Source organism: Lentzea sp. (assembly GCF_035525475.1).
Taxonomy (GTDB): Bacteria; Actinomycetota; Actinomycetes; order Mycobacteriales; family Pseudonocardiaceae; genus Lentzea.
Genome location: NZ_DATLEC010000154.1, coordinates 23,519 through 46,686, shown reverse-complemented (window position 1 = coordinate 46,686; position 23,168 = coordinate 23,519). Strand labels below are relative to the sequence as shown.

Below are 23,168 nucleotides of genomic sequence, written 5' to 3'. Positions count from 1 at the left end.
GCGGCATGATGACCACCTTCCAGAACACCGCGACGGTGCTGTCGATCGGGTTCTTCTTCAGCCTGATCATCGTCGGGTTCTCCCAGTCGCTGCCCGGCGCGATGCGCACCGGCCTGGTCGAGCACGGCGTGCCACCGGCCTCCGCCGCCCAGGTCGCCTCGCTGCCCGCGGTGGCCGTGCTGTTCGCGGCGTTCCTCGGCTACAACCCGATCCAGCAGCTGCTAGGCGACCAGCTCGCGACGCTCCCGCCGGACCAGGCCGCGTTCCTGACCGGGCGCGGGTTCTTCCCGAGCCTCATCTCCGCGCCGTTCGCACACGGGCTCGCCATCGCGTTCGGCTTCGCGATCGTGCTGTGCCTGGTGGCGGCGTTCGCGTCGCTGAAGTGCGGTAAACCGGTGGACACCCGCGCCACGATGCCCTCGTGGAAACGGAACGCCTGACGCTGAGCCCCCTCACCGAGTCCGATGTGGACTCGCTGCTCGCACTGCACGCCGACCCCGAGGTCATGCGGTACCTCGACCCCGCGCCGGTGGAGAACCACCTCGGTGACGGCTTCCACGCGGCCGTCGAGAAGGCGACCGGCCGGTTCGCCGGCTGGTTCGAGTTCGCCGGAACCGGCGTCGTCGAGCTCGGCTACCGGCTGCACCGCGAGTTCTGGGGCCGCGGCTACGCCACCGAGGGTGCCACGGCGCTGATCGACCGGGGCTTCACCGTCGGCGGTGTGCGGCGCGTCGTCGCCACCACGATGTTCGTCAACGCCGGCTCTCGGCGCGTGATGGAGAAGTGCGGGCTGAGGCACGTCCGCACGTTCCACGTCGACTTCCCCGATCCGTTGCCCGGCTCGGAATGCGGAGAGGTCGAGTACGCGCTGACAAAGGAGGAATGGTTGCGAACACAGGGGGAACGTCATGTGCCAGGCGGAAAAATCTGACTTAGACGCGTACTTCGCGCGCACGGGCGCGTCTGCGTCGAGTTCGCTGACGGAGTTACATGAGGCGCATGTACGCGCTATTCCGTTCGAGAACATCGACGTGAGGCTCGGCCGTGTTCCGTCACCTCGTCGACGCCGATGCCGCTCGCCGACGGCGCGGTCGTGGACCAGGCGGGTGGCCGCACCGGTTGCGCGGTGAGGACCGCCGCTGGGCGCTGGAGAAGCACACGGCGGGATCCGAACCTGAGAATTCTCAGGTGGACGACCTCGCGAAAACGCTGGAATCGCTGGACATCATGCTTACCGGGGGGAGCTGAGTCACATCGGCTCAACTTCGGGAACAACGGAGCGGGCGCGTTCGTAATACCAGGTGTAGGGACCGCAATTCGGAGGTGTTGGAAATGACCACCGCGACTCCGTTCGCCACCGGAGCCAATTCCACTGGCGTCAACGCACTGCCCACGCCGCCCTCGGGCTGGCCGATCGGTTCCTACGCGACCTACGAGGAAGCGCAGCGAGCGGTCGACCACCTGGCGGACAACGACTTCCCGGTCGCCGACGTCACCATCGTCGGCATCGAGCCGATGATCGTCGAACGCGTCACGGGCCGCCTGACCTGGGGCCGCGTGCTCGGCGCGGGTGCCGCGTCGGGAGCCTGGTTCGGTCTGTTCGTCGGCCTGCTGCTGGGCCTGTTCTCAGCCGGCGGCGCTCTCGCCCCGATCGTCACGGGCCTGGTCGTCGGTACGGTGTTCGGCCTGGCCAGCGCCGCCACCCGCTACGCGGCCACGCGCGGCCGCCGCGACTTCGCCTCGACCACGCAGCTCGTGGCCGGTCGCTACGACGTGCTGAGCAACCCGCGCAGCGCCGAGCGCGGCAGGGAGATGCTGACCTCGCTGGCCTGGCGCTCATGAGCACCCCGCTGACGGTCGACGAGCTGCGCACCGCGCTCGACGAGATCCGCGAGACGAGTGCCCGGCTGGGCGCTCAGGCCTCCTCGCTGGCTTCGCGGGCCGACACCGACCTGGGCCACGACGTGGCCGAGATCGTGAAGGACCTGCGAGCCGCCGCCCGTCAGCTGCGGGTCGCGCAGCTGCTGCTGGAACCGGCCAGGGCCGACCTGGCAGCCTGAACCTCGCTCCCACCACAGGAGACGCCGTCCCGATCACGGGGCGGCGTCTCCGCTTTACTGGCGGGCATGTCGAACGTGGGGGAGCAGGCTCGTGCGCGGCACCGGTCGGCGGTGGTCGTCGGGGTGGTCGTGCTCGCGCTGGTCGCGTGGTTCGTCGTGCCACGTGCGCTGGGGTGGTCCGGGCGGTGGGTGCCGTCGTTCGTCGAGACGTTCTGGCTCTTGCCGCTGCTCGTCGCCGCGGTGTGCGGAGCGCGGCTGGTCGTGATGGGACGGCTGCCGGGCCTGCTGGCGTTGTCGGCGATGGTCGTCTGCGGCCTCGTGGTCGCGGGAGTCGTCGCGGTCGTCCAGATGGAGGCCCCGCCCGGTGACGAAGGCGTGCTGCCCGGCCCGCAGGGCCTGCGAGTCGTCGAGGGCGACGGGTGGTGCGGTTCCGGCGGCTGCTCGCGCGACGCCGACGCGGCAGGCGACCGGGCACACGAGATGATGCGCGCGCACTTGGCGTCGCACGGTTACACGGCCGCTCGTCCGCTTTACGGCGACGAGCGGATGTGCCGTCGAACCGGGTTGGTAGCCGTGCGCGAGGTGTGCGCGGAACTGAAGGACGTGTCGGTTACCAGCGTCCACGTCACCTGGTACGTCAACTGAGCGAGGGCGGCGGGCCCGCGAAACCCGCCGCCCTGTTTCCCCTTGGGGCTCCTTCCTCTCGGCGGGACGACGAACGCGTGTTCCTCATCCGGCCGGAGGGGATCGCTGCCGCGACCTCGCGGAATCTGCGTGCAGCAGCCTCGGCATCGCCGCGTGCTCGACGATCCACTATTTCCGTAGCGCGTACGGTATTGTTTCCGTATGTCCTACGGAAATGGGGTGGACGGATGGCCGCGGAACGCAGCGGCGGGGGAGACCCGGCCCGCACGCTCGCGCTGCTCTGGCGCAGGCCGCCGGAGCCGAAGCCGGTCGGCAGGAAGGCCAAGGTGAGCGTCGACCAGATCGTCACCGCGGCGATCGCGGTGGCCGACCGCGAGGGGCTCGGCGCGATGTCGATGGCGCGTGTCGCGCAGGAGCTGGGCGTCGGGACGATGTCGCTCTACACGCACGTGCCCGGCAAGGCCGAGCTGATCGACCTGATGGTCGACACCGTGCTGCAGGAACGCGACCTCACGCCCGAGGGCACGTGGCGTGAGCGCGTGAAGCACTACGCCGACCGCACGCGTGCGGTCTACCAGCGGCACCCGTGGATGCGGGACGTGTCGATGGTGCGGCCGCCGCTCGGGCCAGGGCTGATGGACGGCCAGGAGTTCGTGCTGGCCGCGCTCGCCGACTCCGGGCTCGAGCCGAGGGGGGTCACCGTCGCGCACGTCGCGGTCGAGGGGTTCGTGCACGGCGCGGCGGCGTCCGAGGTGGACGACCAGCAGCTCGCGGAGTCGACCGGGGAGTCCGGTGACTCGTGGTGGGGTGCGCGGCAGGTGTTCTGGGACGACTACTTCGACGTCGAGCGCTTTCCGACGATGACGACGCTGTGGAACGCCGGCGCCTACGACACCGAGGGCACGCTCGCGGACACCGTGCGGTCCTCGTTCGACTACGGGCTCGAGAAGCTGCTCGACGGGATCGAAGGGAGCTTGCGATGACGATCCTGGTGACCGGTGCGACGGGCAACGTCGGCCGACTGGTGGTCGCCGGCCTCACGGGCCACGTGCGGGCGATGACGCGCGACCCGGCCAAAGCGAGGTTCCCGGAGACCGTCGAGGTCGTGCGGGGCGACCTCGACGACCCGGACGGCATCCCGTTCGACGGCGTCGAGAAGCTGTACCTGTTCGTGCACCCGCCGACCGCGCGGGAGGTCGTCGACCGGGCGGTGAAGGCGGGCGTGCGCAGGATCGTGACGTTGTCCAGCGGCGCGGTGACCCACGGCTACGACACCAGCCACCACCTGCCGGTGGAGCAGGCCGTCGAGGCGTCCGGCGTCGAGTGGACCCACCTGCGGCCCGGCGAGTTCGCGATCAACAAGATCGACCTGTGGGCGCCGTCGATCCGCGAGAACGGCACGATCGTGCACCCCCAGCCGGACGCGCTCGGGCAGCCGATCCACGAGGCCGACATCGCCGACGCCGCGATCGAGGTCCTGCTGGAGGACGGTCACGCCGGCAAGGCCTACGACCTCACCGGACCGCCGCCGATCACCCAGCGGGACATGGCGAAGGCACTCGGGGCGGCACTCGGGCGCGAGCTGACGTTCCAGGACGTCACCACCGAGGAGGCGCTCGCCTACTACGTCAGCGTCGGCTGGCCGGAGGAGATCGCCCGCTACGTCCTCGGCATCGCCGGCTACGAAGGCGGCGACCCCGACGACTTCAGCGACTACCAGTTCGTCGTCTCCCCGGACTGCGAACGGCTGACAGGCAGGCCGTACCGGACGTTCACCCAGTGGGCGCGTGACCACGTGGACGACTTCCGCCCCTGATCCCGCGTCGATTCCGGCACCTCCTCGTTCGACGTCCCCGTAGGAGCGAACGAGGAGGTCCCGTGCGGTTCATGGTGTTCGTCAGGAGCCCGGGGTCGTTGGCGGCACGGCACCGGGACGCGTTGCTGCGCGCGGGCGTCCTGCTCGACGCCGGTGACCTCGTGCCCGGCGCGTGCGGGGTGTCCGGGTTCTGGCTGATCGACGTCCGCAGCCACGAGGAGGCGGTGGAGCGGGTCCGGCGCATCCCCCTTCCGGCGTGCGTCGTGGAAATACGTCAGGTGGCTGTGGTCTGATGCCCCCATGGGGGCCACTACTTCGGTGCACCGCACCATCGACGCGGTCTGGCGGATGGAGTCGGCGAAGGTCATCGCCGCGCTGGCCAGGTTCACGCGCGACGTCGGACTCGCCGAGGAGATGGCCCAGGACGCGCTGGTCGCCGCACTGGAGCAGTGGCCGTCCGAGGGCGTGCCGCGCAACCCCGGCGCCTGGCTGATGACCACGGCCAAGCGCCGCTCGATCGACCAGATCCGCCGCCGCGAGAACCTCACCCGCAAGGTCGAGGAGATCGGCCGCGACGTCCAGGAGGCCACCCCGGACGCGAGCGAGGGCATCGACGACGAGATCGGCGACGACCTGCTGAGCCTCATCTTCACCGCCTGCCACCCCGTCCTGGGCACCGAGGCGCGCGTCGCGCTGACGCTGAAGATGCTGGGCGGCCTCAAGACCGAGGAGATCGCCCGCGCGTTCCTGGTCAGCGACTCGACCGTCGCCCAGCGCATCGTGCGCGCCAAGAAGGCCCTGGCCGACGCCGGTGTCCCGTTCGAGGTCCCCGAGGGCCCCGACCTCGCACCCCGGCTCGCGTCCGTGCTCGAGGTGATCTACCTGATCTTCAACGAGGGCTACTCCGCCACCCAGGGCGACGACTGGATGCGCCCCGAGCTCTGCGCGGAAGCGCTGCGGCTGGGCCGCGTGCTCGCCGAGCTCGCGCCGAAGGAGGCCGAGGTCCACGGCCTCGTCGCGCTGATGGAGATCCAGGCCTCCCGCGCCAGGGCCCGCACCGGCCCCGGCGGCCAGCCCGTGCTGCTGCTTGAGCAGGACCGCGGCAAGTGGGACTGGCTGCTCATCGGCCGCGGCCTCACAGCCCTGGAACGCGCCGAAGCGCTGAACCAGCCACCCGGCCCCTACTACGTGCAGGCCGCCCTCGCCGCGTGCCACGGCCGTGCGCGCAGGGCAGAGGACACCGACTGGCAGCAGATCGCCACGCTCTACCAGGTGCTCGCGCGGATCTCGCCGTCCCCGATCGTCGAGCTCAACCGCGCGGTGGCGCTGTCGATGGCGTTCGGTCCCGCCGCCGGCCTCGCGCTGGTCGACGAGATCGCGGGCGACAAGGCGCTGCAGGGCTACCACCTGCTGCCGAGCGTGCGGGGCGACTTCCTCGCGAAGCTCGGCCGGGCGACGGAGGCCAAGGCGGAGTTCGAGAAGGCCGCCTCGCTGACCCGCAACGAGGCCGAGAAGGCGCTGTTGCTCGACCGGGCCGCCGCCTGCGGTTAGTGAAGGTGCCCGCCAACGGGCCGGGTCACACCATTAGGTGAGGGCGAGCTTCACGCCCAGCGCGGCGAACGACGCCGCGAAGAACCGCCGCAGCCACACCGTCACGCGCGGCCGGGCCAGCACCCGGTCGCGCATCGCCGCCGCGAACACCCCGTAGACGGCGAAGCCGGCGAACGTCACCGCCATGAACACCAGGCTCAGCGTCAGCATGTGCCCGAACCCCGTCGCGAACTGCGGCAGGAACGCCACGAAGAAGATCGTGAGCTTCGGGTTCAGGAAGTTGACCAGCACCGCCGACACGATGATCTTCCGCGCCGACGCCGGTGCTTGAGCGGTGTCCACGACCAGCTCGCTCTTGTCCCGCAACGTCGCCCACGCCAGGTAGACCAGGTACGCGACACCCAGGTACTTCACGACCTCGAAAGCGACCGCGCTCGCGTGCAGCAACGCCGCCAGCCCCGTCACGGTGGCCAGCACGTGCGGCACGATCCCCAGCGTGCAGCCGAACGCGGCGATCACGCTCGCCTTGCGCCCGTGCGCGAGACCGGCGGACAGCGTGTACAGCACACCGGTGCCGGGGGTGGCGACCGCGATCAAGGTCGTGACCAGGAATGCGAGGCTCATGCCGTGCACTCTGCCGTCAAAGCGGTCCAGGCAGGAGAGCCACAAAGCACCCGTGAAACTGGACCACTTCCGATGTCGAGAACGCGCCCGCCGCTCCGTCCCCCGGACATGACCATCAAGTGCATGCACCACGTCGGCATCACCGTCACCGACCTCGCCGCCGCCGTCGCCTTCTTCGAGGAGCTCGGAATGGAGCTCGAAGGCAAGGCGCACATGGAGGGCGAGTTCGTCGACGGCGTCATCGGACTCGACGGCTCGACCAGCGACATCGCGATGCTGAGGACGCCGGACGACCGGTACCGGATCGAGTTCAGCCAGTTCCAGACCCCGCGGAGCATCGACGGCGGCTCGCACGCGCCGATCCACGCCCTGGGCCTGCGGCACGTCGCCTTCGTCATCGACGACCTCGACGACACGCTCGCCCGGTTGAAGCCGCACGGCGCCGAGGTGGTCAGGAACGTCGAGACGTACGAGAACCTCCTGCGGACCTGCTACGTCCGCGGCCCCGAGGGAATCCTCGTCGAGCTGTGCGAGTACTTCAGCTGAGCGCGCGGGCGTAGGCCGTGGGGGAGACGCCGACGGTCTGGGTGAAGTCCCGCACGAGGTGGGCCTGGTCGCTGTACCCGAGGTCGGCCGCCAGCCGCGACCACTCCACCTCCGACTCGGCGCGCTCCAGCGCCTCGTGGATCCGGTACCGCAGGATCACCCACTTCGGGCTCACCCCGACGTAGTCCGCGAAGAGCCGTTGCATCGTCCGCACCGCCACACCGCACGACCGCGCGAAGTCCGCGACCCGACGGATGTCCCGGTCGTCGCGGATCCGCTGCACCAGGTCCATCGCCAGCGCCGCCTGCGGATCGGGCACCGGTCGCATCCCCAGCAGGAACGAGTCCAGCGCGGCGACCCGCTCGTCCTCGTCCTCCACGTCCAGCACCACCGACGAGGAGACGTCGAGCCGCACGTGCCGGCCCGTCCACTCGGACACCGGCTCGGGGCGGAAGGGCCGGAACCCGCCCGGACGGAACTGCACGCCCGCCACCCGGATCCGCCCGTCCAGCACCCGGCTGAACAACCCGAGCCCGACGCCCGCGATCTCCGGCTGCGCGTACCCGTGTTCGAAGACGACGTTCACGGACGGATGCGGCACCACGTAGGAGGTGTACGGCTCGTCGAGCTGACCGTCGATCAGCCAGTAGTGCTCCAGATAGGGCCGCAGCTCCACGCACGGCACACGGCGGCGGAACCGGACACGGGCGAACAGCTCCCGCGCGTCCACGATCCCCCGAGTGTCACGACGCGGCCCCTGCACGCCGCAGATCCTAGTTGCGGAGGCGTTCCCGCAGCCCGGCCATGTGCGTGTTCAGCACTTCCTCGGCCTCCTGCGCGGTCAGGTGACCGATGAGCACGTGGGTGGTGAGACCGTCGGCGAGGGCGAGCAGGGCACGGGCCTCGGCCCGCGGGTCGGCCGAACCGTTCCCGGCGGACTCCGCGACCAGGCGGGCGAGGAGGTCCTGGAGGGCCGCGTAGCTGTTCCGCAACGGGCCGGCGAGCGGCTCCTTGACGGCGGCCTGGGCGATGAACGCGAGCCAGATCCGCGCCTCGGCCCGGTGCTCCTCGCGGAGCAGGGCGATCTCGTCGACCGCGTGCCCCAGGGCGTGGGCGGGGTTCGCGGCCAAGCGTGCCCTCACGCGTTCGGTGATGCGGTCGCCGACGTGGTCGACGGCGAACAGGAGCATCTCCTCCTTGCTGCGGAAGCAGCGCTGGACGGCGCCGACCGAGACCTGGGCGCGAGCGGCGACGTCGCGCATGCTCACCCCCTCCGGGCCGTGTTCGTCGGCGAGGAGGCACACGGCCTCGGCGATCCGGCGCCGCCGGTCCTCGTAGTCCACCTGTCTGGGCATGCGCGGTCGCCCCTCCCTGTTCCGATACGATCGTATCGATGCCATGTCGGCACCGGGGACGGGGGAGCGCGATGCACGACGCTTTGTGGGCGATGACGGCTGCTGACCAGGCGGAGGCGGTCCGCCGCGGCGAGATGTCGGCACGCGACCTCATCGACAGCCACCTGGACCGCATCGCGGAGGTCAACCCGCAGGTCAACGCCGTCACGCAGCTGATGGCCGAGCAAGCCCGCGAGGCCGCCGCCGAACTGGACCGGCGGCGGGCCGCGGGCGAGGTGCTCGGGCCGCTGGCAGGCGTGCCGTTCACGGTCAAGGAGTCCACGCCGGTCGAAGGTGTGCCGACCACGCTCGGCACACCCCGGTTCCGCGACCTCGTGGCGGCGGCGGACGCGCCTCCGGTGGCACGGCTCCGTGCGGCCGGGGCGATCCCGATCGGCCACAGCAACGTGCCCACCCTGATCCTGGCCGGGATGCACACCCGCAGCGAGCTGTTCGGGGACACCGTCAACCCGTGGGACCCGAGCCGGACCCCGGGAGGCTCCAGCGGAGGGGACGGGGTGGCCGTGGCCACCGGCATGGCCGCGCTCGGTCTCGGCAACGACTCCGGCGGGTCGGTGCGGATCCCGGCCTCGTTCTGCGGCGTGACGGGCCTGAAGCCGACCACCGGGCGGTTCCCCGCCGACCACCGCGTCCTCGGCCGGGACGATCCCGGACCGGCCTCGCAGATGCTGGTCACCGACGGGCCACTGGCTCGCACCGTGGCTGACCTGCGCCTGGCGTTCGAGGTGCTGGCCGGCACCGACCCGCGGGACCCGCGCGCCGTGCCGGCTCCCCTGTACGGCGAGCCGCTGCCGGGGCCGGTCAAGGTCGCGGTCGTCGCCGATCCCGGCGGTCGTGGCGTCCACCCCGCGGTCCGGGGAGCCGTCACGGCGGCAGCGGGCGCTCTGCGCGACGCCGGGTACGACGTGCGGGAGGTGGCGGACGTCCCGCGTCTGGCCGAGGCGCTCGAGGCCTACGGCCGGATCACCGTGACCGAGTTCGCGCCGGCCTGGCCGGTGGTGCGGACGCTGCTCGGCGAGGGCGGCGACCGCTACATCCAGATGGCCATGGACAAGACCCCGCCCGCGGACGCCGCCGAGCTCATGAGGCTGATGGGCACCTGGCTCGGCATCCGGCGCTCCTGGGCGGAGTTCCTGGACGAGTACCCGCTGCTGCTCGGACCGGTGTTCACCGAACCGCCCGTCGAACCGGGCCTGGAGTCCCGCGACGAGGCGGGACGGGAACGGGTCGCCGACGCCATGCGGCTGTGCGCGGTGACCAGCTTCGCCGGTGTTCCCGCGGTCGCCGTGCCGACCGGGCTCAGCGACGGGCTGCCGTGCGGCGTGCAGATCATCGGGCGCGCGTTCCGCGAGGACCTCTGCCTGGCCGCCGCCGAGGCGGTCGAGGAGCGGCTCGGCGTGCTCACGCCGGTCGACCCCCGCCAGGTTGGCGCGTTTCTTCAAGAAGGCCGAGCCGCCCGGAAATAGCCTCGCGACCATGAAGATCAGCGTTCTGCTCGACCGCGCCCGCGACCACGCGTTGCCCGTCATCGCCACCATCGGCGACGACGACCTCACCCAACCCACCCCGTGCGCCGACTACGACGTCCGCGCCCTGCTCGACCACCTGCTGCACGTCGTCGTTGAGTTCCAGAAGCTCGCCGCCAAGCAGGACGCCGACTTCAGCCACACCCCGTCCTACCCGGACTGGCGCGAGCGGTACCCGGCCGAGACCGCGAAGCTCGTCGAGGCGTGGGGGCGGCCCGGCGCGGACGAGGGCATCGCCGGCACCATGAACATGCCCGCGCCGGTCGTCGGCGGCCTGGCGCTGCTCGACCTCACCATCCACGTCTCGGACCTCGCGAAGGCGACCGGCCAGAGCTTCGAGCCGGACCCGGAGGTGTTCACCGAGGTCGCCGCACTCGTCGAGCGGATGGGCCCGATGGCCATCGAGATGAACGTCTTCCGGGCACCCGTCGAAGCACCGGCGGACGCCACGCCGTTCGAGCGGCTCCTGGCCGCCACGGGCCGCGACCCGCGCTGGAGTGCTTGACTGGTCCCGTGCAGACGATCGGAATGCTCGGCGGGATGAGCTGGGAGAGCAGTGCGGAGTACTACAGGCTCGCGAACGTGCTGGTACGGGAACGGGTAGGCGGGCTGCACTCGGCCAAGGTCGTACTGCACTCCGTCGACTTCGCCGAGATCGAGCGCATGCAGGTCGAGGGCAGGTGGGACGAGGCGGGCAAGGTGCTCGCCGGCGCGGCCGCGGGCGTCCAGGCCGCCGGCGCGGACTTCCTGCTGATCTGCACCAACACCATGCACAAGGTCTACGACCAGGTGCAGGCCGCCGTCGACATCCCCGTGATCCACCTCGGCGACACGACCGCGGCCGCGGTCAAGGCGGCGGGCCTCACCACGGTCGGCCTGCTCGGCACCGGCTTCACGATGGACCAGCCGTTCTACCGCGAACGCCTGGAGTCCCACGGGCTCACGGTGCTGCTCCCCTCACCCGAGGACCGCGCGACCGTGCACCGGATCATCTACGACGAGCTGTGCCTCGGCATCGTCCGCGACGAGTCCCGCCGCGCCTATCAAGACGTGATCGCACGGTTCGAGGGCGCGGAGGGCGTCATCCTCGGCTGCACCGAGATCGAGCTGCTCATCGGCCAGGCTGACGTGCCGCTTCCGGTGTTCCCGACGACCCGGCTGCACGTCCAGGCGGCCGTCGAACGGGCGATCCAGACAAATCTGTGAACAAGCGATGTGACTCAGGTCGCAACGCGCCAACTCTCCGAAGTGTCTTCCTCACTGAGGGCTCAAGCCTCCACTGCGAAGCCTAAGGGGAGTTCGCGTTGAAACGATCACACATCGCCGCAGGGCTGACGGCTGTCGTGGTTGCTGCCACGGCAGCCGTTCCCGTTTCGGCGGCACCACCACCGCAGCAGGCGGTGCGGGCCGACGGGCTCAGCACCGAGGTCACGCTCCTGACCGGCGACGAGATCACCGTCGTCAACGGCCACGTCCAGGCCAGAGGCGCCAAGGGCAGGGAGAACGTCGGCTTCCGCTCGTTCAAGGACACGCGGGGCGACCTGCACGTCGTCCCGCTCGACGCCCAGGCGCGGCTCAACTCCGGTGAGCTCGACGAGCGCCTGTTCGACATCTCGCTGCTCGCCAGATCCGGCTACGACGACGCCTCCAGCAAGACCGTTCCGCTGATCGTGCAGGGGCAGGGGATCAGCGCGGCGAACGCCGAGGCGTTGCCGAGCATCGGCGCGCACGCGGTGAAGGCGGACAAGAACGGCGGGTTCTGGGCCGGTGCGCGGGCGGCGGGCACCGGCAGGATCTGGCTCGACGGCAAGGTCACCGCATCGCTGGACCGCAGCGCCGCGCAAATCGGCGCGCCCGCGGCGTGGGCGAAGGGCTTCACCGGCAAGGACGTCACCGTCGCGGTCCTCGACACCGGCGTCGACGAGTCGCACCCGGACCTCGCGGGCGCGGTCGTCGAGTCGAAGAACTTCAGCGACAGCGCCACCACCGACGACTTCTTCGGCCACGGCACGCACGTCGCGTCGATCGTCACCGGTGACGGCAGGTACAAGGGCATCGCACCCGACGCGAAGCTCGTCAACGGCAAGGTGCTCAACGACTACGGCGGCGGCATGGAGAGCGACATCATCGCCGGCATGGAGTGGGCCGCCACCAAGGCCAAGATCATCAACATGAGCCTCGGCAGCTCGTGGCCGGACGAGGGCACCGACCCGATGTCGTTGGCGCTCAACCGCATCACCGAGCAGACCGGCGCGTTGTTCGTGGTCGCCGCGGGCAACTCCGGCGGCACGATGGGGTCACCCGCGTCCGCCGACGCCGCCCTCACCGTCGGCGCCGTGGACCGCGACGACAAGCTCGCCGAGTTCTCCTCGCGCGGCCCGCGCTGGGTCAACAACGCGGTCAAGCCCGACATCACCGCGCCGGGCGTCGACATCGTGGCCGCGAAGGCGAAGAACGGCCAGATCGGCACCCCGGTCGACGAGGGGCACGTCGCGGTCTCCGGCACGTCGATGGCCACCCCGCACGTCGCGGGCGCGGCGGCGATCGTGGCCGCGCAGCACCCGGCGTGGAAGGCAGAGGACATCAAGGCCGCGCTGATGAACAGCGCCAAGCCCAACCCGTCGCTCACCGTCTACGAGCAGGGCGCCGGACGCCTCGACGTCGACCGCGCGGTCTCGTCGGCGGTGTCCACCACCCACGGCAGCCTCACGCTGGGCACCGCGCAGTGGCCGCACGACGACGATACGCCCATCACGCAGAAACTGACCTACCGCAACCAGGGCACGTCCGACGTGACCGTCGACCTGGGCATCGCCGACGTGAAGCCCGCGGCGGCAGGCCTGTTCAGCGTCTCCCCGGCGAAGCTGACCATCCCGGCCGGCGGCAGCGCCGACGCCACGGTCACCGCGGACACCAAGGCGAACGTGCCCGACGGCGTCTACGGCGCGTTCGTGCTGTCGTCCGACGGTGTGCGGGTGCCGATCGGCGTGGTGAAGGAGGTCGAGAGCTACGACGTGAAGATGACGTTCCTCGACCACGACGGCAAGCCGGCGCAGTACTACGACTACCGGTTCGTCAACATCGACGAGCGCCAGGCCTACTTCCGCCACGACCCGTCCGGCACGCTCGTGCAGCGCCTGCCCAAGGGCAGGTTCTTCCTCGACGGCACGATCAGCACGCGCAACCCGGACCCGACCGGTCCCAGCCCGACCACCACGCTCACCGAGCCGGCGTTGGAGGTCACCGGCGACACCGAGATCGTCTTCGACGCCCGGCAGGCCACCCAGCCGTCCATCTCGGTGGAGCAGAAGGACGCGGCGGGCGTGAGCGCGGGCCTCGGCTTCCTCATGCAGGCCAACTGGGGCGAGACCGGCGGCACCTGGTACCTCACCAACTTCGACTCGATCCGCGTCCGCCCGTCGAAGACGTCGTGGCCGAAGTTCGAGTTCTACGCCGAGTCCGTGCTCGCCAAGCCGGACGGCAACGGCGCGTTCGCCGGCAGCCCGTACCAGTACCACGTGCGGGTCAGCGAGAAGACCCGCGTGCCCGCGAACGTCCAGCGCTCCGTGAAGGACCGCGACCTGGCCCGCGTCGACTCCGTCACGCACGCCCGCGTGCCGGGTTCCATCGGCCAGCGCGACGACGGCGCCTCCGGGCCGCTGCCGTTGAAGCTGAAGGAGTTCTACACGCCCGACGTCGCGTGGGCGGGCGGGCTGGGCGAGTTCACGAAGCTGGGCGAGTACCCGGCCCTCGGCTACCAGTACTCGGCCGTGCCCCGCGTGTTCCAGCTCGGCAGGACCGTCACCGAGCACTGGAACAGCGCCGTCTACGGCCCCGGTGTGCCGAACGACCCGCGCTACGTGCGCTACGCGGGACGCGTGGGCAACCTGCTGCGCGTCGACGTGCCCCTGTTCAGCGCGCAGGGCATGAACGGCAACAGCCCGAGCACCGGCCGCACCACCGTGACGGTCGACGGCAAGGTCATCTCCGACGAGCCGGAGACCGGGTACGCCTACCTGCCGGACGTGCCGGCGGAGAAGAAGCGCTACCAGGTGCACACCGAGGCGGCCCGCGACTCGCTCACCTCGCGCGTCACGGCCGACTGGACGTTCACCTCGGAGTTCGTCCCCGGCGACCTGTACGTGCCGGTGCCGCTGCTGGCGGTGCGGTTCACCCCGAAGCTCGACCCGTCCAACCGCGCCGGACGCGTGCTCACCGTGCCGATCACGGTGGAGCGCAACGGGACGGGCACCATCACCAACGTCAAGGACCCGGCGGTGCAGGTGTCCTACGACGAGGGCAAGACGTGGAAGCAGGTGCCGTTGCGCAAGACGCGCGCCGGCTGGCAGCTCACGCTGGTCCACCCGCACGGCGCCAAGAACGTGTCGTTCAAGGCTCGGGTGGCGGACTCGGGCGGTGAGGTCCAGCAGACCGTCCTCCGCGCGTACGACCTGAGGTGACCCGGTGAGGGGCCGGTCTCCTGCCGGCCCCTCACCTTCCACTACTTCTCGTACGGCGCCAGGGTGTCCGGGTCCACGTCGGGCGCACCCATGATCGGGTGCACCTCGATCGGCTGGTTGAGCACCTTCCCGCCCGGCCCCGGACACGCCGACGCCTTCCGTGCGATCTCCAGGAGCCGCTCGTGGCTGTCGACGTCCACCACCCAGTACCCGGCGATGACCTCCTTGGACTCCGCGAACGGCCCGTCCACCACGACCGGCCCGTCGTCGGACCCCCGCACCACGAACGCCCGCGCCGGCCCGCTCAGCCCCTCCGCCTGCAGCAGCTCACCGGTGGCGCGCAGCTCGGCGTCCAGGTCCCGCATGTAGGCGATCATGCGGTGCAGGTCCTCGTCGCCCCACGCCGCGAGACCTTCCCAGTCCTCCTGGTTGCCGCCGTAGCTGACCAGCATGTACTTCACTTCCACTCCCCACCGGTCGCGCGGGCCTTGATCTCCTGCACGGCCCAGCTGTTGCCGTCCGGGTCGTCGAAGAAGATGAACGACCCTCCGTCTGCCTCGCTCATGCGCACGATCTCGCCGACCTCCACGCCGCGCTCGACCAGTTGCGCCCGTGCCTTCTCCAGGTCGGACACGACGAGCTGCACACCCTTCAACGTGCCCGGCTCGCCCTTCACGATGCCCTTGCCCATCACGATCGAGCACCCGGAGCCCGGCGGCGTGAGCTGCATGATGCGGGTGTCCTCGCCGAACGTCGTGTCGTGGTCGAGCTTGAAGCCGAGCTGCTCCTCGTAGAAGCGCTTCGCCCGGTCCAGGTCCGACACCGGTACGACGATGACTTCCAGGGTCCAGTCCATCTCAGGAGTTCCTCTCAGCGGTGGCCTTGTACGGACCCGTCGAAGTGCTCACAGGTTTTTCGACACGGGTTCGCTGCCCGCATACCGGAGCCGCTGACCTGCGGCGACCGCCGTGCCTCACTCCTCGACAGCGCCGCCGATCTTGCGCAGGTGCTCGCGGAACGTGAGCCCGCTGCCGAGGTACTCGTCGAACCGCAGCTGGCTGCGCAGGGTCTCACCCTGCCGCACCCGCTCCGCCTGCGCCCGTTCGACGTCGCGGATGCCCTGCGCCTTGACGATGAGCGACTCCAGGTGCGACGACGGCAGGAACAGCACGCCGTCGTCGTCGCCGAACACGACGTCGTCGGTCGTGACGGTCCACTGGTCGACCTCGGCCGTCGACAGCGCCTCGGGCGCGCGGTCGCGCAGGGTCAGCGGTCCCGTCGGGTTGGCGCCGAGGCTGAAGACCGGCAGGCCGATCTCGCGGAGGTCCTGGGTGTCGCGGTGCAGACCCCAGATCACGACGCCGGCCAGACCGGCGTTCTGCACCTCCCGCACGACCATGTCGCCCACGCACGCCTCGTCGGTGCGGCCCTCGTTGTCGACGACCAGCACGTCGCCGGGCTCGCTGTGCCCGAGCGCCTCCAGGAAGACGTCCACGCTGCCCGCGTGCCGGGTGGGCAGGACGCGGCCGGCGGTCTTCGTGCCGGGGATGACCGGCTTGAGACCCACCGTGCGGACCGGGATGTGCGCCCGGACGCAGGCGTCGGCCAGGTGCGCGGTCGTGAGGTCCAACGCTGCCAAATCTGTCTGGGGAAGATCCATGCGGACAGTCTTACGCCGAGACTCGCTCCGTGGTGGATTCCGTGCGCAAAACGCCTGCGGACAGTGCCGCGACCAGGCACAGCGCGACCGGCAGCAGGAACGCGGTGTTGAGCGGCACGAAGTGCGTCAGCCAGCCGATCACCGCGGGCCCGGCGAGCACGCCGAGGTACCCGAGGCCGGCGACGCGCGAGACGTTGACGCCCGCCGCGCCCGGTTCCGCGTGGCCCGCCGCGCTGAACAGCTGCGGCACCGTGCCCGAGAGCCCGATCCCGGCGATCGCCCAGCCCACCAGCGCCAGCCAGATCCACGGCGAGAGCGCCGCCGTCGCGATGCCTGCGGCACCGATCACCGAACCCCAGCGCAGCACCGCCATCGGCCCGATCTTCGCGGTGACGCGGTCCGCGAGCAGCCGGCCGACCGTCATCGTCGTCGCGAACGCGCCGTAGGCCAGTGCCGCGATCTCCGGTGAGGCGTTCAGGACGTCCTGCAGGTGCAGCACGCTCCAGTCGTTGGCCGCGCCCTCGCTCAGCATGACCAGCAGGGCGAGCACCGCCATGATCCAGATCCGGCGCGGCGCCTTGCGCTTCTTGCCGGTCCCCTCGGTGGCGTGCTGCTCCTCCTTCTCGTCGAGCAGGAGCCTGGCCGTCGCGAGGCTGACGACGACACCGAGCACAGCAGCCGCACCGAGCGTGGTCGCGGGGGAGAGCTCCCAGCCCAACGTCCGCGCACCGGTCAACGCCGCGGCCACGCCACCGAGCGACCACGTCGCGTGGAACGCCGACATCACCGGACGGTTGTAGTGCCGCTCCACCACCACGGCGTGCGCGTTCATGCTGACGTCGATCAGCCCGTTGCCGAAGCCGAAGATGAGCAACGCCGCGGCGAGCGTCCATTGGTTGACGGCCACACCCGGCAGGAACGCGGTCACGCTGCACACGACACCCGCGATCGGCACGACCAGCTTCACGCCCAGCCGGTCGGTGACCTTGCCGCCGATCCGCATGCCGATGAACGCGCCCAGCCCGAGCAGCAGCAGCAACCGGCCGAGCTCCGCGTGGCTGATGCCCGTGCGGTCCTCGACCGTCGGGATGTGGACGAGCCACAGCCCGAGCAGGAACCCGTTGAGGGCGAAGTAGGTGAAGGTGGCCACTCGCGCGGCTTTGAGAGCGTTCACGCGGCACACGCTAACGAACGTAGGACGTGTTCGAAAGCTTGAGTATCGAACACCACTCGTGTTCAATCACGGCCGTGTCCCGACTGAAGCAGATCACCGAGGCGGTCCGCGACGCCGGCTCCCTCGGGGTGGCGGACCTGGCGTCGCTCACCGGCGCCTCCGAGATGACCATCCGCCGCGACCTGGAGGTCCTGGCGGCGCAGGGCGTCCTGGAACGCTTCCGCGGCGGCGCCCGCAGCCTGCTCCTGCGCGGCTCCGAACCCCCGTTCGCACTGCGCGCCGACGAGAACATGGACGCCAAGCGCCGCATCGCCCTGGCCGTCGCGGGGTTGATCGCCGACGGCGAGTCCGTCGTCCTGGACAGCGGCACCACGTGCCTTGAGGTCGCCCGCCTGCTGCACGACCGACGCCTCACCCTCATGCCGTTGTCGCTGCACGCCGTGAACGCCCTGTCGTCGTCCACCACGCTGACGCTCCTGGTCCCCGGCGGCCGCCCCCGCCCCGGCGAACTGGCCCTGACCGGACCGCTGACGCTCGCATCACTGCAGGCGTTGCGCTTCGACACCGCGGTCATCGGCTGCTGCGGCCTGTCCGCCGAGCACGGCCTGACCGCGTTCGACCTGGAGGACGCCTCGGTGAAACGCACCGCCATCGCCTCGGCCCGGCGGGTGATCGCCGCCGTCGACGCCTCGAAGCTGACCCGCACCGCACTGGCCTTCGTCGCGCCGGCGTCGTCCCTGGACGCCGTGGTGACCGACGCGGACGGCGACGAGGGCCTGACGGCCGCGGGCGTGACGGTGGTGACGGCATGATCGTGCTCTTCGACATGTTCGGCGTGATCGCCCGCGACCAGTCACGCGAGGTCATGGACACGATGAGCGTCGACCCGGCCTTCTGGGACGCCTACTGGGCCCACCGCCCCGGCTACGACCGCGGCGACCTGACGGCTGCGCAGTACTGGCAGCTCGTCGGCCACCCGCCGCTGGTCGAGGAGGACGTCGCCAGCTGGAGCCGCGTCGACTACGAGATGGTCGCGCTGCTGCACGAGCTGCACAACGCCGGCTGCCGCATCGCGCTGCTGTCGAACATCCCCGAGGACCACGCCCAGGACTTCGAACGCACCCACGCGTGGCTCGACCTGTTCGAGGTGCGCGGGTTCTCGTGCCGGATCGGCGCCGCCAAGCCGGAACGCGCCGCGTTCGAGTGGTGCCGCGAGCGGCTCGGGGACGGAGAGATCCTGTTCGTGGACGACAAGGTGGAGAACGTGGAGGCCGCGCGGGAGGCGGGGATGCGCGGCCACCACTTCACCGGGATCGCCGGGTTGCGATCGGTGCTGTCGTGAGCGGCCGCCCCGCCTCCGTGGACCCGTGCTTCGCCGTCGGTCTCCCGGTGCGGGAGGCCGCGGAGATCGTCTACGACGAGGACCGCGCTGCTGTGGCATTGCAGCTCACGTTCGCCGACGACAGCTCCCTGGTCTGCACGGTGTGGACCGACTGGACCTTGGTGATCGAGAAACGGGCGGACAACCGCGTGCCCGAGTACTTCTGGCCGCCGACCGCCTTTTCGGTCAGGACGATCCTGCCCGGCCCGGATCTGGAGGTCGTGTCCGCTTCGCTGTCGAGAGACGAGGTGGGTGAGGTCATGGGTGCCGACTTCCTCATCGGCGGCCGCCGGATCACCGTCCGGTCATTCGGCGGCGAGGTCGACATTGCGGTGATGGGTGGGCCTCGCCGGCGCGAACCGGCGAGCCCCACCGCTCAGACCAGCGACGACCAGTAGAACCAGAACGCCTGCAGCACCCCAACCGCGATCACCAGGTACCACAGGACCAGCACGACGCTGTGGTACTGGAACGTCGGGCGGATGTTCCGCAGCGTCGTGTACCAGAAGATCGGAATCGTCACCGCCCACACGACCATGCAGTACGGGCACAGCGCGCGGATCTCGTACAGCGACTGGACGATCAGCCAGTGCACGAACAGCACGCCGAACGTCGCCCCGACCTGCAGCCCGATCCACACCCACGACGGCAGCGAGACGCCCGCGAGCAGCAGCACGCCCAGCGTCGTGACGACGGTGAAGCCGACGATGCCCAGCAACGGGTTGGGGAACCCGAACACCTCGGCCTGCGCCGTCTTCATGACCGAGCCGCAGCTCAGCACCGGGTTGATGCTGCACGTCGGGATGTAGAACGGGTCCTTGAGCAGCGCGATCTTCTCGATCGTCAGCACGGACGAGGCGAGCAGGCCGACGAACCCGCCGACCGCGAGCACCCACGCGACGACGCGGTTCACGACAGCGCCTTCTCGATGGCCGCCTTCAGCGCGTCGTAGGTGGGGGCGCCGGTGAACTTCACGCCGTTGACGAAGAACGTCGGCGTGCCCTGCACACCGGCCTTGCTGCCCTCCGCCCGCTGGGCGAGCACCCGGTCGCGCAACGAGGCGTCGTCCAGCGCGGACGAGAAGGCCGCCCCGTCGAGGCCGAGCTGGGAGGCGAACGACTCGAAGACCGGGCGCTGGGACGTCTGCTGCCCGCCCCACTCCGGCTGGGCGTCGAACAGGACCCGGAACATCTCGTCCCGCTTGCCCTGCGCCCCGGCGGCCTCGACCGCGACGGCGGCCAGTTCGGCGTTGCGGTGACTCGGGATCGGGAAGTGCCGCACGTCGAACGTCACGCGCTCGCCGTACTCGGCGCGCAGCCGTTCGACGCCGGGGTGGGCGGCGCGGCAGGACGGGCATTCCAGGTCGAGGTACTCGACGACGGTGACCTTGCCGTCGGCGGGCTTCTCCAGCGCGGTCGTGTCGTCGCGGCTGAAGAGCAGGAAACCGGCGGCCACCACCGCCACGACGGCGACGATGACCAGGGACAGGCGTGCGTTTTTCGACATGGCTGTACTCCACGTGTGCGGGAAGGACCGAGGACCGCGGAACGGGGTCGGTCTAGGCGCGCAGCACGCAGAGCTGCGCCAGCCGCACTTCCAGCCGGCGTGACGGGGGAGACGGGACAGCGGGCAGGCGCACCAGCTGAACCCGGAACGACGAGCGGCGCAGCACGGCGAACCCGATCAGCACCGCCAGCGCCACCACGAGGCAGCAGCCCGCGACGAGGATGCCTTCGAGCAACGACGACCCGTCGTCCACCGGATCGGCGACGAACGTGGCCGTGGCCGACGAGGTGGGGCACTGCGCGGTCCACGCGAACTCGGTCTCGCACGGGGTGCCCTGCATCATCGCGACTCCGGCCACCAGCGCGAGCACGGCGAGCACCCGCGCGAGGTACGCGCGGGTTCGCGAGCTGGTGGGGCCGGGCACGTGTCCAGGGTAGCGATGATCAGATCCCGGTGAAGGCCACCTCGGCCGTGAACGCCTCGGTCAGGGCCGGACCAGGCCCGCCACAGCGGCCTCGACCGCCGCTTTGCGGCCGGTGAACTCGTCGTCGCGCAGCGCCTTGAGCGACCAGGAGGCGGTATCCCAGCTGATCACCAGCGCGACCACCATGGCCAGCAGCTCGATCGCCGGGATGTCGGACCGGACCGTGCCCGCCTCCTGGGCGGCGGCGATGGCGGTGACGTTGCGCCGGTACTCGGCGACCTCGGCCTCGACGGGCTGCTGGCGTTCCAGCCCGGCCCACAGGTACAGGCGCCGCACGTGCGGGCGCGTCTCCAGCTGGTCGAACAGCGCGCCGGCGTAGCGGGGGAGGTCGCCCGCGTCGACCGCGACCGCCCGCGCGAGCTCCGCCATGCAGTCGCCGACGACGTGGTCGAAGAGCTCCTCCTTTGCGCCGAAGTGCATGTAAATCGACCGCTTGTTGGCCGAGGCCTGCTCGGCGATGCGGTCGACCCGTGCCCCCGCGAGGCCGTAGGTGGCGAACTCGGCGATGGCGGCCTTCATGAGGCGCCGCTTGGTCTCCGTGGCGTCGGGTGGCATGCGCCGATCGTACATAACCATCTGGGTATTTACATCGTGGACGCGGGCGTGTATGAATGTATCTAGTTAGTTACATACGGAGGAGCAGACATGACCCGCACCTGGTTCATCACCGGAACGTCCTCCGGCTTCGGCCGTCAGCTCACCGAGCAGCTGCTCGAGCGCGGCGACCGCGTGGCCGCCACCGCCCGCCGGCTGGAGACCCTCGACGACCTCGCCGACCGCTACGGCGACCAGCTCTGGCGCGCACGCCTCGACGTCACCGACACGGCCGCACTGCGCGCCACCGTGGACCGCGCGTTCGCCGAGCTCGGACGGATCGACGTCGTCGTCTCCAACGCCGGGTACGGGCTGTTCGGCGCGGCGGAGGAGCTCAGCGACGACCAGATCGACCGGCAGATCGCGACCAACCTGACCGCCTCGATCCAGCTCGCCCGCGCCGCCACCCCGCACCTGCGCGGTCAGGGCGGTGGGCGGTTCATCCAGCTCGCCAGCATCGGCGGGCAGGTCGCCTTCCCCGCCATGAGCCTCTACCACGCCACCAAGTGGGGCATCGAGGGCTTCTGGGAGTCGGCGGCCGCCGAGCTCGCGCCGTTCGGCATCGGTGTGACGCTGGTCGAGCCCGGTTTCGCCCGCACGAACTTCGGCGCGGGCGCCGCGGTGCTCGGCGACGCGCTGCCCGAGTACGCCGACGGACCGTCCGGGCAGCTGCGCCGCGTCTACTCCGGCGAGCTGCCGCCGCTGCCCGTGCCCGGTGACCCCGAGAAGATCGCCGCCGCGATCATCGCCTCCGCCGGCCAGGCCGAGGCGCCGCTGCGGCTGACGCTGGGCTCGGACGCCTACGCGCTGGGAACCGCCGCACTGCGCGGCCGCCTCGAGGCCCTCGAAGCCGCACGCGACCTCGCCCACTCCACCGACGCCGACGACGCGCTCGCCACCAACTGATCCAGAAGGAGCTCGTCATGTTCGACTTCACCGGCAAGACCGTCCTCGTCACCGGCGCCACCGGAGCGCTCGGCACCGCCCTGTCCCGGCAGTTCGCCCTGGCCGGCGCCACCACCGTCGTGGCCGCCCGCACCGGCGCCGACGAGCTCGCCGCCTCGCTCGACGGCCCGGCGCTGGGTGTGCGGCTCGACGTCACCAGCGAGTCCGACTGGGCCGCCGCGATCGCCGCGGCGGAGGACCGCTTCGGCCCTGTGGACGTCCTGGTCAACAACGCCGCCTACCTGCGCGTCGGCACCACCGAGAGCATCGCGCTCGACGAGTTCCGGCGCGTGCTCGACACCAACCTCACCGGCGCGCTGCTCGGCATCCGCGCCACGGCCCCGTCGATGCGCAGGGCGGGCGGCGGCTCGATCGTCAACGTCAACTCCGTCGCCGGTCTCACCGCCGCACCCGGCCTCGTCGCCTACAGCAGCAGCAAGTGGGCCCTGCGCGGGCTCATGCGCGCCGCCGCCAAGGAGCTCGCCCGCGACAACATCCGCGTCAACGCCGTGCACCCCGGCATCATCGGCACACCGCTCGCCTACGACCCCGACGGCAACGAGATCGTGCCGGTCGGCGGCTTCGCCATCCCGCGGCAGGCGAGCCCGGAGGAGATCGCGGACTTCGTCCTGTTCGCCGCCTCCGACCAGGCCCGCTTCGCCACCGGCAGCGAACTGCTGGCCGACGGCGGCTTCCTGCTCGGCCCGGTCGCCTGACCCGCGTCGCCGGGCGGACCAGGAGCAGACGTCACCGCTTGCGGGCCGCGACCGTCCTGACCGGC

General features: G+C 70.8%; 29 protein-coding genes and 1 pseudogene. 19 read left to right on the top strand and 11 right to left on the bottom strand.

All coding sequences use genetic code 11. The features are described 5' to 3' along the window. The 9 genes and pseudogenes from VM306_RS25990 to VM306_RS25950 all read left to right on the top strand — a co-directional run. Window positions 1-440: pseudogene (locus VM306_RS25990) on the top strand (MFS transporter); the annotation flags it as partial. Further along, a complete protein-coding gene (locus tag VM306_RS25985) occupies window positions 422-931 on the top strand; it encodes a GNAT family N-acetyltransferase (protein WP_325519619.1) in 510 nt (169 codons plus the stop codon). The pseudogene VM306_RS25990 and the gene VM306_RS25985, both read left to right, overlap by 19 nt. Window positions 932-1,332: 401 nt before the next feature. Then, the gene (locus VM306_RS25980; protein WP_325519617.1) at window positions 1,333-1,842 is read left to right on the top strand and encodes a general stress protein; all 510 of its coding nucleotides are present in this window, start codon (window positions 1,333-1,335) and stop codon (window positions 1,840-1,842) included. Then, the gene (locus VM306_RS25975) at window positions 1,839-2,060 is read left to right on the top strand and encodes a hypothetical protein (protein WP_325519615.1); all 222 of its coding nucleotides are present in this window, start codon (window positions 1,839-1,841) and stop codon (window positions 2,058-2,060) included. The genes VM306_RS25980 and VM306_RS25975 overlap by 4 nt, the downstream gene beginning before the upstream one ends. 66 nt (window positions 2,061-2,126) lie before the next feature. Next, window positions 2,127-2,705 (top strand): hypothetical protein, encoded by a 579-nt coding sequence (locus tag VM306_RS25970; RefSeq protein ID WP_325519613.1) that lies wholly within the window; start codon window positions 2,127-2,129, stop codon window positions 2,703-2,705. 227 nt (window positions 2,706-2,932) lie between these two features. After that, window positions 2,933-3,688 carry a TetR/AcrR family transcriptional regulator gene (locus VM306_RS25965; protein ID WP_325519612.1) on the top strand — a complete coding sequence of 252 codons (756 nt, stop codon included), beginning with the start codon at window positions 2,933-2,935 and terminating at the stop codon, window positions 3,686-3,688. After that, window positions 3,685-4,521, top strand: a complete 837-nt coding sequence (locus VM306_RS25960) for an NAD(P)H-binding protein (protein WP_325519610.1) — start codon at window positions 3,685-3,687, stop codon at window positions 4,519-4,521. The genes VM306_RS25965 and VM306_RS25960 overlap by 4 nt, the downstream gene beginning before the upstream one ends. 62 nt (window positions 4,522-4,583) lie before the next feature. Next, entirely contained in the window at window positions 4,584-4,814 is a 231-nt protein-coding gene (locus VM306_RS25955) for a hypothetical protein (RefSeq protein WP_325519608.1), read from the top strand. A gap of 7 nt (window positions 4,815-4,821) precedes the next feature. Then, on the top strand, window positions 4,822-6,072 hold the full coding sequence (locus VM306_RS25950) for an RNA polymerase sigma factor (protein WP_325519606.1): 1,251 nt from the start codon (window positions 4,822-4,824) through the stop codon (window positions 6,070-6,072). 33 nt (window positions 6,073-6,105) lie between these two features. On the opposite strand, the gene VM306_RS25945 is transcribed toward VM306_RS25950, so the two are convergent. After that, a complete protein-coding gene (locus VM306_RS25945; RefSeq protein WP_325519604.1) occupies window positions 6,106-6,696 on the bottom strand; it encodes a LysE family translocator in 591 nt (196 codons plus the stop codon). A 123-nt stretch (window positions 6,697-6,819) separates the two neighbouring features. Between VM306_RS25945 and VM306_RS25940 the strand changes: the two genes are divergently transcribed. After that, a complete protein-coding gene (locus VM306_RS25940) occupies window positions 6,820-7,242 on the top strand; it encodes a VOC family protein (protein WP_325519602.1) in 423 nt (140 codons plus the stop codon). Here the strand turns inward: VM306_RS25940 and VM306_RS25935 are convergent. Further along, a complete protein-coding gene (locus tag VM306_RS25935) occupies window positions 7,235-8,005 on the bottom strand; it encodes an AraC family transcriptional regulator (RefSeq protein ID WP_325519600.1) in 771 nt (256 codons plus the stop codon). The two genes, VM306_RS25940 and VM306_RS25935, sit on opposite strands and share 8 nt — an antisense overlap. Window positions 8,006-8,015: 10 nt before the next feature. Then, the gene (locus VM306_RS25930; RefSeq protein ID WP_325519598.1) at window positions 8,016-8,597 is read right to left on the bottom strand and encodes a TetR/AcrR family transcriptional regulator; all 582 of its coding nucleotides are present in this window, start codon (window positions 8,595-8,597) and stop codon (window positions 8,016-8,018) included. Window positions 8,598-8,668: 71 nt separating this feature from the next. Here VM306_RS25930 and VM306_RS25925 point away from each other — a divergent pair, with 71 nt between their 5' ends. The 4 genes from VM306_RS25925 to VM306_RS25910 all read left to right on the top strand — a co-directional run bounded on the left by VM306_RS25925 (window position 8,669) and on the right by VM306_RS25910 (window position 14,643). Next, window positions 8,669-10,123 (top strand): amidase, encoded by a 1,455-nt coding sequence (locus VM306_RS25925; RefSeq protein ID WP_325519596.1) that lies wholly within the window; start codon window positions 8,669-8,671, stop codon window positions 10,121-10,123. A gap of 10 nt (window positions 10,124-10,133) precedes the next feature. After that, window positions 10,134-10,688, top strand: coding sequence for a TIGR03086 family metal-binding protein (locus VM306_RS25920; protein WP_325519594.1), 555 nt, complete (start codon window positions 10,134-10,136; stop codon window positions 10,686-10,688). Window positions 10,689-10,696: 8 nt separating this feature from the next. After that, on the top strand, window positions 10,697-11,389 hold the full coding sequence (locus VM306_RS25915; RefSeq protein WP_325519592.1) for an aspartate/glutamate racemase family protein: 693 nt from the start codon (window positions 10,697-10,699) through the stop codon (window positions 11,387-11,389). 98 nt (window positions 11,390-11,487) lie between these two features. Next, window positions 11,488-14,643, top strand: a complete 3,156-nt coding sequence (locus tag VM306_RS25910; protein WP_325519590.1) for a S8 family serine peptidase — start codon at window positions 11,488-11,490, stop codon at window positions 14,641-14,643. Between the two features lie 41 nt (window positions 14,644-14,684). On the opposite strand, the gene VM306_RS25905 is transcribed toward VM306_RS25910, so the two are convergent. The 4 genes from VM306_RS25905 to VM306_RS25890 form a co-directional block, all read right to left on the bottom strand. Next, window positions 14,685-15,095 carry a YciI family protein gene (locus tag VM306_RS25905; RefSeq protein ID WP_325519623.1) on the bottom strand — a complete coding sequence of 137 codons (411 nt, stop codon included), beginning with the start codon at window positions 15,093-15,095 and terminating at the stop codon, window positions 14,685-14,687. A gap of 5 nt (window positions 15,096-15,100) precedes the next feature. Next, complete coding sequence (locus VM306_RS25900) at window positions 15,101-15,499, bottom strand: VOC family protein (RefSeq protein ID WP_325519588.1); 399 nt, start codon at window positions 15,497-15,499, stop codon at window positions 15,101-15,103. Window positions 15,500-15,616: 117 nt separating this feature from the next. Continuing rightward, window positions 15,617-16,303 (bottom strand): RraA family protein, encoded by a 687-nt coding sequence (locus VM306_RS25895; protein WP_325519586.1) that lies wholly within the window; start codon window positions 16,301-16,303, stop codon window positions 15,617-15,619. A gap of 10 nt (window positions 16,304-16,313) precedes the next feature. Next, the gene (locus VM306_RS25890; protein ID WP_325519584.1) at window positions 16,314-17,477 is read right to left on the bottom strand and encodes an MFS transporter; all 1,164 of its coding nucleotides are present in this window, start codon (window positions 17,475-17,477) and stop codon (window positions 16,314-16,316) included. A gap of 74 nt (window positions 17,478-17,551) precedes the next feature. On the opposite strand from VM306_RS25890, the gene VM306_RS25885 reads away from it, so the two are divergent. The 3 genes from VM306_RS25885 to VM306_RS25875 are packed head-to-tail and all read left to right on the top strand — an operon-like array spanning window position 17,552 to window position 19,256. Next, window positions 17,552-18,289, top strand: coding sequence for a DeoR/GlpR family DNA-binding transcription regulator (locus VM306_RS25885; protein ID WP_325519582.1), 738 nt, complete (start codon window positions 17,552-17,554; stop codon window positions 18,287-18,289). Continuing rightward, window positions 18,286-18,819, top strand: a complete 534-nt coding sequence (locus VM306_RS25880; protein WP_325519580.1) for an HAD-IA family hydrolase — start codon at window positions 18,286-18,288, stop codon at window positions 18,817-18,819. The genes VM306_RS25885 and VM306_RS25880 overlap by 4 nt, the downstream gene beginning before the upstream one ends. After that, window positions 18,816-19,256: a hypothetical protein gene (locus VM306_RS25875; protein WP_325519578.1), complete on the top strand. Its 441-nt coding sequence runs from the start codon at window positions 18,816-18,818 to the stop codon at window positions 19,254-19,256. The genes VM306_RS25880 and VM306_RS25875 overlap by 4 nt, the downstream gene beginning before the upstream one ends. Here the strand turns inward: VM306_RS25875 and VM306_RS25870 are convergent. From VM306_RS25870 to VM306_RS25855, 4 genes are read right to left on the bottom strand one after another with little or no spacing between them, the layout of a single operon-like run. Next, on the bottom strand, window positions 19,235-19,771 hold the full coding sequence (locus VM306_RS25870) for a vitamin K epoxide reductase family protein (RefSeq protein WP_325519575.1): 537 nt from the start codon (window positions 19,769-19,771) through the stop codon (window positions 19,235-19,237). The two genes, VM306_RS25875 and VM306_RS25870, sit on opposite strands and share 22 nt — an antisense overlap. Further along, window positions 19,768-20,364 (bottom strand): DsbA family protein, encoded by a 597-nt coding sequence (locus tag VM306_RS25865; RefSeq protein WP_325519573.1) that lies wholly within the window; start codon window positions 20,362-20,364, stop codon window positions 19,768-19,770. The genes VM306_RS25870 and VM306_RS25865 overlap by 4 nt, the downstream gene beginning before the upstream one ends. A gap of 52 nt (window positions 20,365-20,416) precedes the next feature. Then, window positions 20,417-20,788, bottom strand: a complete 372-nt coding sequence (locus VM306_RS25860; RefSeq protein WP_325519572.1) for a hypothetical protein — start codon at window positions 20,786-20,788, stop codon at window positions 20,417-20,419. Between the two features lie 60 nt (window positions 20,789-20,848). Continuing rightward, window positions 20,849-21,403: a TetR family transcriptional regulator gene (locus VM306_RS25855; protein WP_325519570.1), complete on the bottom strand. Its 555-nt coding sequence runs from the start codon at window positions 21,401-21,403 to the stop codon at window positions 20,849-20,851. A gap of 90 nt (window positions 21,404-21,493) precedes the next feature. On the opposite strand from VM306_RS25855, the gene VM306_RS25850 reads away from it, so the two are divergent. Then, window positions 21,494-22,348: an SDR family oxidoreductase gene (locus VM306_RS25850; RefSeq protein WP_325519568.1), complete on the top strand. Its 855-nt coding sequence runs from the start codon at window positions 21,494-21,496 to the stop codon at window positions 22,346-22,348. A 17-nt stretch (window positions 22,349-22,365) separates the two neighbouring features. Next, complete coding sequence (locus VM306_RS25845; RefSeq protein WP_325519566.1) at window positions 22,366-23,103, top strand: SDR family NAD(P)-dependent oxidoreductase; 738 nt, start codon at window positions 22,366-22,368, stop codon at window positions 23,101-23,103. Window positions 23,104-23,168 lie beyond the last annotated feature (65 nt).

Excerpts from the sequence above, each read along its gene's own strand:
- VM306_RS25975 (WP_325519615.1), top strand. The coding sequence starts at position 1,839 with ATGAGCACCCCGCTGACGGTCGACGAGCTGCGCACCGCGCTCGACGAG.
- VM306_RS25865 (WP_325519573.1), bottom strand. The coding sequence starts at position 20,364 with ATGTCGAAAAACGCACGCCTGTCCCTGGTCATCGTCGCCGTCGTGGCG.
- VM306_RS25845 (WP_325519566.1), top strand. The coding sequence starts at position 22,366 with ATGTTCGACTTCACCGGCAAGACCGTCCTCGTCACCGGCGCCACCGGA.
- VM306_RS25900 (WP_325519588.1), bottom strand. The coding sequence starts at position 15,499 with ATGGACTGGACCCTGGAAGTCATCGTCGTACCGGTGTCGGACCTGGAC.
- VM306_RS25880 (WP_325519580.1), top strand. The coding sequence starts at position 18,286 with ATGATCGTGCTCTTCGACATGTTCGGCGTGATCGCCCGCGACCAGTCA.
- VM306_RS25970 (WP_325519613.1), top strand. The coding sequence starts at position 2,127 with ATGTCGAACGTGGGGGAGCAGGCTCGTGCGCGGCACCGGTCGGCGGTG.
- VM306_RS25925 (WP_325519596.1), top strand. The coding sequence starts at position 8,669 with ATGCACGACGCTTTGTGGGCGATGACGGCTGCTGACCAGGCGGAGGCG.
- VM306_RS25965 (WP_325519612.1), top strand. The coding sequence starts at position 2,933 with ATGGCCGCGGAACGCAGCGGCGGGGGAGACCCGGCCCGCACGCTCGCG.
- VM306_RS25920 (WP_325519594.1), top strand. The coding sequence starts at position 10,134 with ATGAAGATCAGCGTTCTGCTCGACCGCGCCCGCGACCACGCGTTGCCC.
- VM306_RS25940 (WP_325519602.1), top strand. The coding sequence starts at position 6,820 with ATGCACCACGTCGGCATCACCGTCACCGACCTCGCCGCCGCCGTCGCC.
- VM306_RS25960 (WP_325519610.1), top strand. The coding sequence starts at position 3,685 with ATGACGATCCTGGTGACCGGTGCGACGGGCAACGTCGGCCGACTGGTG.
- VM306_RS25980 (WP_325519617.1), top strand. The coding sequence starts at position 1,333 with ATGACCACCGCGACTCCGTTCGCCACCGGAGCCAATTCCACTGGCGTC.
- VM306_RS25855 (WP_325519570.1), bottom strand. The coding sequence starts at position 21,403 with ATGCCACCCGACGCCACGGAGACCAAGCGGCGCCTCATGAAGGCCGCC.
- VM306_RS25945 (WP_325519604.1), bottom strand. The coding sequence starts at position 6,696 with ATGAGCCTCGCATTCCTGGTCACGACCTTGATCGCGGTCGCCACCCCC.
- VM306_RS25895 (WP_325519586.1), bottom strand. The coding sequence starts at position 16,303 with ATGGATCTTCCCCAGACAGATTTGGCAGCGTTGGACCTCACGACCGCG.
- VM306_RS25850 (WP_325519568.1), top strand. The coding sequence starts at position 21,494 with ATGACCCGCACCTGGTTCATCACCGGAACGTCCTCCGGCTTCGGCCGT.
- VM306_RS25930 (WP_325519598.1), bottom strand. The coding sequence starts at position 8,597 with ATGCCCAGACAGGTGGACTACGAGGACCGGCGGCGCCGGATCGCCGAG.
- VM306_RS25905 (WP_325519623.1), bottom strand. The coding sequence starts at position 15,095 with ATGCTGGTCAGCTACGGCGGCAACCAGGAGGACTGGGAAGGTCTCGCG.
- VM306_RS25950 (WP_325519606.1), top strand. The coding sequence starts at position 4,822 with ATGGGGGCCACTACTTCGGTGCACCGCACCATCGACGCGGTCTGGCGG.